Here is an 11,882-nt window from a genome sequence, read left to right as displayed (position 1 = left end):
CCCGCACTTTTGGCATTTTAAGGAAAGTGCGGGTGTTTTTTTCTAAATTTTTTTTGTGGGAATAATTTTATGCTTAAATTAATTTTTCGCCGTATTTTAGAGGCGATCCCAACCTTATTTATTTTAATCACCGTTTCTTTTTTTATGATGCGACTTGCCCCGGGGAGTCCATTTTCCAGTGAAAAAAATTACCCACCAGAAGTCATCGCTAATATTGAAGCAAAATATCATTTGAATGAGCCATTAATGGTGCAATATGGCATTTACTTGAAAGATTTGGCACATGGTGATTTCGGGCCTTCGTTCAAATATAAAGATTACAGCGTAAACCAGCTTGTCGCGCAATCTTTCCCTGTATCGTTAAAATTAGGGTTTTCAGCCTTTTTAATTGCTTTAGTATGCGGGATTTCCGCAGGCGTTATCGCCGCGTTGAAACAAAATAAGTGGCTAGATTATTTGATAATGACCTTTGCGATGACGGGAATTGTTGTCCCCAGTTTTGTGGTCGCCCCGTTGTTGGTGCTGATTTTTTCTATTACCTTAAAATGGCTGCCATCAGGCGGTTGGGAAGGCGGGCAGCTAACCAATATGATTTTACCAATGATTGCCCTTTCCCTTTCTTATATTGCTAGCATTGCGCGGATTATGCGTAGCTCAATGATCGAAGTCTTACATTCTAATTTTATTCGCACGGCGAAAGCAAAAGGGCTGCCAATGTCGCGAATTATTTTGAAACACGCGTTACGCCCTGCGCTATTGCCTGTCATTTCTTATATGGGGCCTGCTTTTGTGGGAATTATTACTGGCTCTATGGTGATTGAAAGTATTTTCGTGTTACCAGGAATTGGGCAGCTTTTCGTGAATGGTGCGCTAAATCGTGATTATTCCTTAGTGCTAAGTTTAACTATTTTGGTTGGCACATTAACCATTGTGTTCAATGCCATTGTAGATATTCTTTATGCCGTGATTGACCCGAAAATTCGTTATTAATGGAGTGCAGACAATGATAAAAACAAAAGAAAATCAAGCACTAATGGAAAAATTGGGGGAGCAATTAGACAAAGTCGAAGGGCGTAGTTTATGGCAAGATGCCAGACGCCGTTTTTTCCGCAATAAAGCGGCGGTGGTGAGCCTTTTCGTGTTGTTTCTCATTTTGCTGTTTGTAACCTTTGCACCAATGTTGATGCCCTTTAGCTATGATGATACAGATTGGGCAATGATGTCTTCACCGCCAGATTTTGAATCAATGCACTATTTAGGCACAGACGGCTTAGGGCGAGATCTTCTGGTTCGTCTTGCCATTGGTGGACGTATTTCCTTATTAGTTGGGATCGCAGGGGCGTTTATCGCCGTTTTAGTTGGCACGCTTTATGGCGCAACCGCAGGCTATGTGGGCGGCAAAACCGATGCGATTTTAATGCGTATTTTAGAGATCTTATATTCTTTCCCGTTTATGTTCTTTGTGATCCTATTAGTCACGTTCTTTGGGCAAAACATTTTGCTTATTTTCGTGGCAATCGGAATGGTGTCTTGGCTAGATATGGCGCGTATCGTGCGTGGTCAAACCCTAAGTCTTAAGCGTAAAGAATTTATTGAAGCAGCCATTGTTTGTGGCGTTTCGCCACGTCAAATTGTATGGCGACACATTGTGCCGAACGTGCTAGGTGTTGTGGTGGTTTATGCTTCTTTGCTTGTGCCGGGAATGATCTTGTTTGAGTCTTTTTTAAGTTTCTTAGGATTAGGTACACAAGAGCCACTTAGTAGCTGGGGCGCTTTATTAAATGATGGCGCAAAATCAATGGAAGCCACACCGTGGTTACTTATTTTCCCCGCATTGTTCCTTGTGGTAACCCTATTTTGTTTTAATTTTATTGGTGATGGCTTGCGTGATGCGCTTGATCCGAAAGATCGATAAGGTGAGAAAATGAAAAACGAAAAACACCCTCTCCTTGATGTTCAAGATTTAAGAGTAACCTTTAAAACGCCTGACGGCGAGGTTACTGCGGTGAATAATTTAACTTTTACCCTCAACGCAGGGGAAACCCTAGGCATTGTAGGGGAGTCAGGCTCAGGCAAATCGCAAACCGCGTTTGCCTTAATGGGATTATTGGCGGATAACGGCAGAACTTCAGGATCAGCACGCTTTAATGGCGAAGAGATTTTAGGTTTATCGCCCTCACAATTAAACCGCCTAAGAGCGGAGCAAATTGCGATGATTTTCCAAGATCCAATGACCTCGCTTAATCCTTATATGAAAATTGGTGAACAGCTCACGGAAGTGCTGGTGCTACATAAAGGCTATGATTACAAACAGGCCTTTGAAGAATCCGTGAAAATGTTAGATGCGGTGAAAATGCCCGAAGCACGCAAGCGAATGGCAATGTATCCGCACGAATTTTCTGGCGGTATGCGTCAGCGTGTAATGATTGCAATGGCATTATTATGTCGTCCAAAATTATTGATTGCTGATGAACCAACCACAGCCTTAGACGTAACCGTTCAAGCGCAGATTATGACCCTATTAAATGAGTTAAAACACGAGTTTAATACAGCAATTATTATGATTACGCACGATCTTGGCGTGGTGGCTGGTAGCTGCGATCAGGTGCTGGTGATGTATGCGGGAAGAACGATGGAATATGGCTCAGCGAAAGATATTTTCTATCAGCCAACTCACCCTTATTCCATTGGGTTGATCAACGCCGTGCCACGTTTGGATTCTGAAGAAGATAAACTTTTAACCATTCCCGGCAATCCACCTAATTTATTGCATTTGCCAACAGGCTGTCCGTTTAGCCCACGTTGTCAATTTGCAACGGAACAATGCCAAAACAGCCCGCCATTGGAGGAATTTTCACCAAACCGCTTGCGTGCTTGTTTTATTGAGCCAAGCCAGCTGGTAAGGGGGAATTAAGATGAAAAAATTATTATTAGAAGTTGAAGATCTGAGCGTACATTTCAAAGTGCAAAGCAACGAAGGTTTTTTATTTAAGAAAAAACAAACCTTGCACGCAGTAAACCACGTTTCCTTTAAATTATATGAGGGAGAAACCTTGGGCGTGGTAGGGGAGTCTGGCTGCGGAAAATCCACCCTTGCCCGTTCCATTATTGGCTTAGTGAAATCCGCTAGCGGCAATATTTTATGGTTAGGTAAAGATCTCAGTCAGCAATCAGAAAAGCAGTGGCACGACACACGCAAAGATATTCAAATGATTTTCCAAGATCCCTTGGCATCACTCAATCCGCGAATGACCATTGGAAATATTATTGCTGAACCACTGAAAATTTATTTTCCCCATTTATCGGCACAAGAAGTCAAAGATCGTGTGCAAGCAATGATGCTAAAAGTGGGCTTATTGCCAAATTTGATCAACCGCTATCCGCACGAATTTTCAGGCGGACAATGCCAACGTATCGGCATTGCGCGTGCGTTGATCATTGAACCCAAACTGATCATTTGTGATGAACCTGTTTCAGCTCTTGATGTATCCATTCAAGCGCAGGTGGTAAACTTGCTTAAATCATTGCAGAAAGAAATGGGATTATCGCTAATTTTCATCGCACACGATTTAGCGGTGGTGAAACATATTTCTGATCGCGTTTTGGTGATGTATTTGGGCAATGCGGTAGAGCTTGGCACTTATGATAAGGTATACCACGAAACCAAACACCCTTACACCAAAGCCCTGATGTCGGCCGTGCCAATTCCTGATCCTGATTTGGAACGCGGTAAAAAAATTCAGCTACTAGAAGGGGATCTCCCATCGCCAATCAATCCGCCATCAGGCTGCGTGTTCCGTACTCGTTGTCCCATTGCAGACACAGAATGTACACTCAGCAAACCACGCTTGGAAGGAAATGAACAGCATTTAGTGGCTTGTTTTAAGGTTTGAGCAAAAGTTAAAAATAAAGTGCGGTGCTTTTTTTAGATATTTTTTATTTTAAGAAAATATTACAAAAAAGCACCGCACTTATTATTAGATTAATTCAAGTATTTAAACACTTTCACCACTTTTATCACGCCTGAAACATTACGGGCGACTTCTGCTGCGGCATCGGCTTGTTGTTGGGTGAGGTTGCCCATTAGGAACACTTCACCATTTTCGGTGATCACTTTTACATCTGTTGATTTCACTCCTGAATTAACGAAGAGCTTGGATTTAATTTGTGTTGTGATCCAACTGTCTTTGCTGATTTGCCCAAGGGAGATTGGTGAGCCGACACGTAGTTCGTTATAAACTTCGGAAACGTTATCGACACCTTTCGCAAGCCCTGTGGCAATTTCTTTTAAACTTTCATTTGGTACTTGCCCGATAAGTAAGATTCTTCCGCTATATGAAACCACATTGATTCGAGCTTCGCTATCCAGTTGTTGATCTTTATTAATGGCGTGTAAAACTTTTTCTTCAAGGGTTTCGTCATCAACCTGTGTTCCCACTGTTCTTGGATCGGTGGCGACTTTGGTTGCAACGGCTGTTGCCCCAACAATGCCTGCCACTGTGGCGCTAACACAGCCTTGTAGAACAAATGCAGTGCCGAGGATAAGGGCTAATTTTTTTAAATTCCTTGTTTTCATTAGTTGTACTCCTTTTGATTATCTATAAAGGGTTGAGATCTATGAATGAGAAAAAAGAGAATGATCAATTAACTCACAAATCGTATTAATAATAAATAGGTGATGTTCCAAAATACGGCTTTCTTTTACCGTTGGGGCAGTGATTTCCAAATCCTGTTCGGTGAGAAAGCCTTGAATATGATCATTATTCGCGCCTGTTAATGCTATGACACTAATTTCTTTATTTAGTGCGGAATTAATCGTTTCTAGCACCATTTCTTCATTGCCAAAAGGGGAAAATACCACCAGCAGATCTCCTTGTTGTGCCACTGCGTTGAATTGGCGTTGGTAGAATTGTTGCTTGGGGCGATCGGCAATAATTGCTGATCCAATGGCGTTATCCAAGCTTAATAACACGGAAGGAAAGCTCGGTCTTTCTAGCTCATAGCGATTGAGTAAATTCGCCACCAGAAACTGCGCATTGGCGTAAGATCGTCCTTGCCCACAGACGATAATTTTATTGCCACGCAATAGGCAGGCGACAATGTTTTGTACCGCTTGAAAAATGGCATTAGGCAATAAGCTCGAAGCAGAAATCTGGGTTTGTATGCTTTCGCTGTAAAGATCTTTTATTTTATCTAACATTGTGATTTATCAGGCTTATTCATCAAGAAAATTAGGAATCCACTGTAAGTCTTGTATTGTATTACCAAATGCTACTAAGTCAAAACGGCAATCGGTATCTTCTAGGCTGCAATCTTGTTTTGCCAGCCACATATTGGCGGCATCTAGCCATTTTTGCTGTTTTTGCCAATCTACACTTTCCACGGCAGAACCAAAAAAATCATTTTTTCTTTGCCGCACTTCAACAAAAACAATAGTTTCGCCATCTTGCATAATTAAATCCAGTTCACCACATTTAAAATGCTGGTTGGCGGCAATAAATTTTAGCCCTTTAGATTGCAAAAAAAGGCGAGCTTGTTGCTCAAAGCTCGCCCCTTGCTGACGTTTGGATTTAAACATATTAATTGCTTAATACTTCCACTGACGCATTTTGGTATTGATACCACGTCATATCACGTTCGATATTGCAATTCGGACCAGCGCTTAATTTACCAGTTAAACCGTTAATATTGAAGCCAGGAACTTGGCGTAACTCATTGAATTGATTGATCAATAACCACGCATCTGCGCCCATTGCATATAAACGCATTAAGGAATAATCCCCATTGGTAAAGCCTGCGACTTTTTTGTATTGTGCAGAATCTACATCTTTAAAGAATGGAATATCGCTAAATTCTAAGCCATTCATTAATAAGCGATATTCAGGCGTATTATTTGATGAATTGCTGCGTGAACTTGCAAATAATTTCAAGTTAATATTGCTGTTATCAATCGCCATTTTAATATCACTAAGCTGATTGTTTGTTGCCACAATATATAAGGCTTGAATATTTTGGTTTAAGCCTGATTGTAGCGTGTAAGTGATGTCATCAGCATTATTGTAGAATTTGATATTGGCGTCTGTACCTGAAAGCTGCTGCCAGCGAGTGTTAAATGCAGAAGCGGTGCGGCGACCGAGATCGCTTTGCGGCACAATAATAAATGGATTTTGAATACCTTGATCCCAAATACGATTTGCCGCAGATTCTGCTTCATCTTCAGGGGCTAAGCCGTAATAGCAAAGCTGACCAATAGCACGAGAATTTGCTGTTGAGTTTAAGGTAAGTACATTTAGCCCTTGTAATAAATCAGGGCGGTTAGTCAATTTATCCACATTTTGCTTTAATAATGGACCCACAACGGTACTAATTCCTTCAAGTTTCGCTTTCTCAATGATGCTTTCCACTGGCGTAGCAAGGGTATCAAACACTTTCACTTGAATGTCTGAACCGCCTCTTGCATCATCAAAACCACGCTTAATGGTGCTACCAATGATCTGCGCATCACCACTTAATGGTAGAAGTAGGGCAACTTGGTTTAACTGCGTTTGTTGGAAGTTAAATAGCCCTTGTAATTCCGTTGGGAAAAGATAACTGGCGCTATGTCTTGGATAAGCCGCTTTCCAGCTTTGTAAGGCTTGGCTTAATTGAGCTGGGTGATTTAAGTTATCGTTGTAGGCTTTAGTTAATGCTAACCAGCCACCTAAAGCAGCACTGCCTTCCGCCGATGTGTTGTTGATTAAACCACGGTTTGCATTGCGTAATAATGCCCAAGTGCGGTCATTATTTTCTTGTTTTCTTTGCGTGTCGGTTAATAAGGAATCAATCTGAATACGTGCTTTTACGGCATTCATAATTTGATTACGATTTTTTGCTACGCGCGCAACCACTTCATAGTAACGTGCTTTTTGCGAAGGGCTTAATAAAGCAAGATCGATCGCTTTTAAGCGTGTGTCAGCGGCTTTATTATTGCCTTTCACAGCAGCGATATGCGCCTCAATGATAGCTTTATCAAGCAGCTGTTCTTCATTTAGATCATTTAATTCTGCTAACATTGCTTGCGCTTGCGGAATTTTATTCTCACGCACTAACACACGCGCAGCAAGCAATTTATAGGTTTGTTGATCTTCAAGATTTTGTGTACGTTGAATTTGATTGATGTAATATTCCGAACTGGCATTTGCATCGTTTTTCAGCACATTTGTAAAGCTGTTACCTAATAAATTAGTACAGCCCGCCAAGACCAATGCAAATAAAAAAGGCATTAATCGATTTTTTAAATTAATGCGTTGTAATAGAATAGTCATAATTACTCCGTTGTTGAAAACAATCTCGGGGATCTTACTTATCTCAATAATTAAAATCAAATAAAAGAAGTAAAAATGGACAATTTAACTGGAATTTTATATATCGTGGCAACGCCCATTGGCAATTTGCAAGACATCAGCCAACGCGCATTACAAGTGTTGGAACAAGTGGATTTAGTCGCCGCAGAAGATACGCGCCATAGTGGTTTATTACTGAGTCATTACGGCATTAAAAAGCCTTTTTTTGCCTTGCACGATCATAATGAGCAACAAAAAGCCGATATTCTGTGCGAAAAACTATTGCAAGGAACAACGATCGCCTTAGTTTCCGATGCTGGTACGCCACTGATTAGCGATCCGGGCTTTCATCTGGTGAGAAAATGTCGCCAAGCTGGCATTAAAATTGTGCCAATTCCGGGCGCTTGTGCCGCAATAGCAGGGCTTTGCGCCTCAGGTATTGCATCTGATCGTTTTTGCTTTGAAGGCTTTCTGCCCGCCAAATCCAAAGCCCGTTGCGATAAATTGGAAAATCTCGCAAAAGAAGACCGCACTTTAATTTTCTATGAATCCACCCACCGCATTTCAGATTGCCTTGCGGATATGGAAAAGGTATTCGGCGCTGAGCGTTATGTGGTGCTAGCACGCGAGCTGAGCAAAACTTGGGAAACTATTCACTGTGATGAAGTTGGCGCATTACGCCAATGGGTGAGCGAAGATCCAAACCGCAGCAAAGGCGAAATGGTACTGATTGTAGAAGGCAATGTGAGCAGTGAAGAAGAAAGCTTTTCCCCCGAGGCCGTCAAAGCCCTAACCCTTATCGCCAAAGAACTCCCGCTCAAAAAAGCCGCCGCAATTGTCGCAGAGCTTTATGGCTATAAGAAAAATGCGTTGTATCAGTTTGGGTTGGAGAATTTGTAAGTTTTATCGTAAAAAGAAAACGCTTTATCTTTCGATAAAGCGTTTTTGAGTTAAGCGAGAATTTCAATACCGCGGCGTTGTACTAAATTCAACAATTTAAGTGCCGCACCACTGGGTTTTTTCACCCCTCTTTCCCATTCTGAAATCATATTTTTGCTCACATTGAGATAATGGGCAAAAACAGTTTGAGAAACCTGTTCTTTTTCACGAATGGCTTTGATTTCTTCAGGGGTGAAAGGTGAAACAGGCGTTAAACAGAGTTCATCAAATTTTTTCATTGTTTTTTTATCCATTAATCCTGCCTCGTATAGATCCGAAGCATTTTCGTGGATCATTGCAAGTAGTTCACTCATTTTTTTCTCTCCCATAATATTTCAATGAAGGCGCCATTTTTTATTTGCGCCTCAATTTGTTCTGGCATTAACTCAGCGTATTCTTTTTGCAATGCTTTCAAGGCAACTAATTCTTGTGCTGAAATGTTGTCTTGTGTATTTTTGCTAATCCCTGCAACAAAATAGTGATTTTCATTAATTCGGTAGAAAATAAACGATCGAAAACCACCACTTCTCCCTTGTCCCGCTCTTGCTATGCGTTGTTTGATAATATTACTGCCAAGATCGGCATCAATTAATCCTTGTTCCACCCGCAAGATGGCTTCAACTAACAACGCATCGCTGATGGCGTGCTTTAGAGCAAATTTGTGAAATGCTTTTGTCTTGAATATTCGCATTAAAAACTTCCTGTCATCTTTAGCGTTATAGTAACAAAGGGATAGCATCGGGGCAACAGCGAAAAGTAAATTTATTTTCCCCTAACCCTATAATCAACGGGGAATTTCGGTATAATGCCCAAGTTAATGATGACAGGATAAAGGTTATGAGCCAATTTTTTTATATACATCCAGAAAATCCGCAGCCGCGTTTGATTAATCAAGCGGTGGATATTTTGAAACAAGGTGGGGTGATTGTTTACCCAACGGATTCAGGTTATGCCTTGGGTTGTATGCTCGGCGATAAGCACGCAATGGAGCGCATTGTGCAAATTCGCCAACTACCAGAAAATCATAATTTCACCCTTGTGTGTAGCGATTTATCAGAACTTTCAACCTATGCCACGGTGAATAATATGGCATATCGACTGATTAAAAATAACACACCGGGGCGTTACACCTTTATTCTCACTGCCACCAAAGAAGTGCCACGCCGTTTGATGACATCAAAACGCAAAACGATTGGCTTGCGCGTGCCAGATAATCAAATCGCACTCGCTTTACTAAATGCCTTAGGTGAGCCGATTTTATCTTGCTCTTTGATGTTGCCGGGGGAAGAATTTATTACGCAATCTGATCCAGAAGAAATTCGCGATCGTTTAGAACATCAAGTGGATTTAATTATTAACGGTGGCTATTTAGGGCAAGAACGAACAACTGTGGTGGATTTAACCGACAACACGCCAGTGATTTTACGCGAGGGTAGCGGTTCAACCACGCCATTTATTTAATCTTTTCAAACTGTTAGACGCTTGGGAAAGCGACAAGAGGAAATATGAAAACAACATCTTATTCACAACGCAATGCCGCCAAGGGAATGCGTTTTGCTGAAAAAAATAACACGGAAAGAAAACGTACAGACAAGCCTTTCGCATCAAATGCAGAAAGTAAAGAAAAAAGTGCGGTAAAAAAGACCGCACTTTCTGCCACCCATAAAGTGGAAGGGGAAAAATTACAAAAAGTGTTAGCACGCGCAGGGCAAGGATCTCGCCGTGAAATTGAAGCGATGATCGCCGCCAACCGAGTGAGCGTAAACGGCAAAATGGCAACACTGGGTGATCGTGTTGTGGTGAATGCGAATTTAAAGATCCGCATTGACGGACACGTTGTGAATTTACAACAAGCGCAAAAAGAAGTGTGTCGCGTGTTGATGTATTACAAGCCTGAGGGCGAACTTTGCACTCGCCACGATCCCGAAGGGCGTGCCACCGTGTTTGACCGCTTGCCGCGCTTAACAGGATCGCGTTGGATTGCGGTAGGACGCTTGGATATTAACACCTCTGGCTTATTGCTGTTTACCACAGACGGCGAATTGGCAAACCGCTTAATGCACCCAAGCCGTGAAGTGGAGCGTGAGTATTCCGTGCGCGTTTTTGGTCAGGTGGACGAAGCAATGATCGCCCGTTTACGCAAGGGCGTGCAGTTAGAAGATGGGCCTGCCAATTTCAAAGCCATTAAGCCAATGGGCGGACAAGGAATGAACCAGTGGTTTGATGTTACCCTAATGGAAGGGCGTAACCGTGAAGTTCGCCGCTTATGGGAATCGCAAGGCATTCAAGTGAGCCGTTTGATCCGCATTCGTTACGGCAATATCAAATTAATGAAAACCTTACCGCGCGGTGGTTGGGAAGAAATGGATCTCACCAATGTGAATTATCTGCGTGAATTGGTGGGGCTTGAGCCTGAAACGCAAAGCAAACTAGACGTTACCAAACAACGCAGACGCGCCAAAACTGGGCAAATCCGCCGAGCGGTAAAACGTTATGCGGATATGAATAAACGTTACAAAAAAGCTTAAAAATTCGATAAAAAGCCTAAAAAATTTCATAAAAAAGCACCGCACTTTGATCAAGGAGTGATGATGAAAATTCAGCAATTACGTTATATCGTTGAAATCGTAAATCAAAATTTGAATGTAACCGAAGCGGCAAATACCTTGTTTACCTCGCAGCCAGGGATCAGTAAACAAGTGCGGTTGTTGGAAGATGAATTAGGCTTAGAGATTTTTGAACGCAACGGTAAACATATCAAAGCCCTTACCCCAGCGGGCAAAAAAATTGTTGCGATTGCGCGCGAATTATTGGTGAAAACACAAAGCATTAAAGCCGTGGCAGATGAATATACGCAGCCTAATCACGGCGTGCTACGCATAGCCACCACCAACACGCAGGCACGTTATATGCTGCCTTCTGTGGTAGAGCGTTTTTCCAAAAAATATCCCGATGTGAGCTTGCATATTCATCAAGGTTCGCCAACACAAATTTATGACGCCTTGCTTTCTGGCGAAGTGGATTTGGCGATCACCACGGAAGCACAATATTTATTTGATGACTTGGTGCTATTGCCTTGTTACTTATGGAATCGTTCTGTGATCGTTAAAAACGATCATCCTTTGGCACAATGCCAAAATCTGACGATTGAAGAACTGAGTAAATATCCCCTTGTTACTTATACCTTTGGTTTTACTGGCGTTTCTGATTTGGATTATGCTTTCAACAGCGCAGGGCTATTGCCGAATATTGTGTTTACCGCCACCGATGCTGATGTCATCAAAACCTATGTGCGCTTAGGCTTAGGCGTGGGCATTATGGCTTCAATGGCGCATACGCCAGAAGATAAAGATCTAGTGGCAATCGATGCCAGCCATATTTTCCGTTCCAGTATGACGCAAATTGCTTTCAAACATAGCATTTTTTTACGCAATTATATGTACGATTTTATCAATATGTTTTCACCGCATTTAACCCGCCCAATGGTGGAGCAAGCAGAGCGTTTGCACGATAACAACGCGGTGAAAAAATTATTTGATGATATTGTGTTGGAAGTGCGGTAGTTTTTTGTAACAATTAGTTAACTTATAGGGTAAAATCGCTTATATTTTAATAGACTTA

14 protein-coding genes are annotated in these 11,882 nt (G+C 41.8%); 8 read left to right on the top strand and 6 right to left on the bottom strand.

Features of this window, described 5'->3' with window-relative positions; all coding sequences use genetic code 11:
* Positions 1-69 precede the first annotated feature (69 nt).
* The 4 genes from oppB to oppF are packed head-to-tail and all read left to right on the top strand — an operon-like array spanning position 70 to position 3,893.
* Complete coding sequence (gene oppB / locus C3007_RS00420; protein ID WP_103852558.1) at positions 70-990, top strand: oligopeptide ABC transporter permease OppB; 921 nt, start codon at positions 70-72, stop codon at positions 988-990.
* 13 nt (positions 991-1,003) lie between these two features.
* Positions 1,004-1,915 carry an oligopeptide ABC transporter permease OppC gene (gene oppC / locus C3007_RS00415; protein ID WP_103852557.1) on the top strand — a complete coding sequence of 304 codons (912 nt, stop codon included), beginning with the start codon at positions 1,004-1,006 and terminating at the stop codon, positions 1,913-1,915.
* Positions 1,916-1,924: 9 nt separating this feature from the next.
* Positions 1,925-2,914: an ABC transporter ATP-binding protein gene (gene oppD, locus C3007_RS00410; RefSeq protein ID WP_103852556.1), complete on the top strand. Its 990-nt coding sequence runs from the start codon at positions 1,925-1,927 to the stop codon at positions 2,912-2,914.
* A gap of 1 nt (position 2,915) precedes the next feature.
* On the top strand, positions 2,916-3,893 hold the full coding sequence (gene oppF / locus C3007_RS00405; protein WP_103852555.1) for a murein tripeptide/oligopeptide ABC transporter ATP binding protein OppF: 978 nt from the start codon (positions 2,916-2,918) through the stop codon (positions 3,891-3,893).
* A gap of 89 nt (positions 3,894-3,982) precedes the next feature.
* Here oppF and dolP read toward each other — a convergent pair whose 3' ends face one another.
* From dolP to C3007_RS00385, 4 genes are read right to left on the bottom strand one after another with little or no spacing between them, the layout of a single operon-like run.
* Complete coding sequence (gene dolP / locus C3007_RS00400; RefSeq protein ID WP_103852554.1) at positions 3,983-4,576, bottom strand: division/outer membrane stress-associated lipid-binding lipoprotein; 594 nt, start codon at positions 4,574-4,576, stop codon at positions 3,983-3,985.
* Between the two features lie 39 nt (positions 4,577-4,615).
* Entirely contained in the window at positions 4,616-5,200 is a 585-nt protein-coding gene (locus C3007_RS00395; RefSeq protein WP_103852553.1) for a D-sedoheptulose-7-phosphate isomerase, read from the bottom strand.
* A 15-nt stretch (positions 5,201-5,215) separates the two neighbouring features.
* Positions 5,216-5,578 carry a YraN family protein gene (locus C3007_RS00390; protein WP_103852552.1) on the bottom strand — a complete coding sequence of 121 codons (363 nt, stop codon included), beginning with the start codon at positions 5,576-5,578 and terminating at the stop codon, positions 5,216-5,218.
* A gap of 1 nt (position 5,579) precedes the next feature.
* Complete coding sequence (locus C3007_RS00385; RefSeq protein WP_103852551.1) at positions 5,580-7,304, bottom strand: penicillin-binding protein activator; 1,725 nt, start codon at positions 7,302-7,304, stop codon at positions 5,580-5,582.
* A 75-nt stretch (positions 7,305-7,379) separates the two neighbouring features.
* Between C3007_RS00385 and rsmI the strand changes: the two genes are divergently transcribed.
* Positions 7,380-8,222, top strand: a complete 843-nt coding sequence (gene rsmI / locus C3007_RS00380) for a 16S rRNA (cytidine(1402)-2'-O)-methyltransferase (RefSeq protein WP_103852550.1) — start codon at positions 7,380-7,382, stop codon at positions 8,220-8,222.
* Between the two features lie 50 nt (positions 8,223-8,272).
* Here rsmI and C3007_RS00375 read toward each other — a convergent pair whose 3' ends face one another.
* Together C3007_RS00375 and C3007_RS00370 are read right to left on the bottom strand one after the other, a co-directional pair.
* Positions 8,273-8,575, bottom strand: coding sequence for a helix-turn-helix domain-containing protein (locus tag C3007_RS00375; RefSeq protein ID WP_103852549.1), 303 nt, complete (start codon positions 8,573-8,575; stop codon positions 8,273-8,275).
* The gene (locus C3007_RS00370) at positions 8,572-8,952 is read right to left on the bottom strand and encodes a type II toxin-antitoxin system RelE/ParE family toxin (protein WP_103852548.1); all 381 of its coding nucleotides are present in this window, start codon (positions 8,950-8,952) and stop codon (positions 8,572-8,574) included. Before C3007_RS00370 ends, C3007_RS00375 begins: the two co-directional genes overlap by 4 nt.
* Before the next feature lie 146 nt (positions 8,953-9,098).
* Here C3007_RS00370 and C3007_RS00365 point away from each other — a divergent pair, with 146 nt between their 5' ends.
* The 3 genes from C3007_RS00365 to cysB all read left to right on the top strand — a co-directional run bounded on the left by C3007_RS00365 (position 9,099) and on the right by cysB (position 11,824).
* Positions 9,099-9,722: an L-threonylcarbamoyladenylate synthase gene (locus C3007_RS00365; RefSeq protein ID WP_103852547.1), complete on the top strand. Its 624-nt coding sequence runs from the start codon at positions 9,099-9,101 to the stop codon at positions 9,720-9,722.
* 86 nt (positions 9,723-9,808) lie between these two features.
* Positions 9,809-10,789, top strand: coding sequence for a 23S rRNA pseudouridine(2605) synthase RluB (gene rluB, locus C3007_RS00360; RefSeq protein ID WP_341476364.1), 981 nt, complete (start codon positions 9,809-9,811; stop codon positions 10,787-10,789).
* A gap of 63 nt (positions 10,790-10,852) precedes the next feature.
* A complete protein-coding gene (gene cysB, locus C3007_RS00355) occupies positions 10,853-11,824 on the top strand; it encodes an HTH-type transcriptional regulator CysB (protein ID WP_103852545.1) in 972 nt (323 codons plus the stop codon).
* Positions 11,825-11,882 lie beyond the last annotated feature (58 nt).

This window comes from Avibacterium gallinarum, from assembly GCF_002921135.1.
Taxonomy (GTDB): domain Bacteria; phylum Pseudomonadota; class Gammaproteobacteria; order Enterobacterales; family Pasteurellaceae; genus Avibacterium; species Avibacterium gallinarum.
Note: the sequence above shows the minus strand (reverse complement) of the source record. Positions and strands in the feature narration are given on the sequence as shown.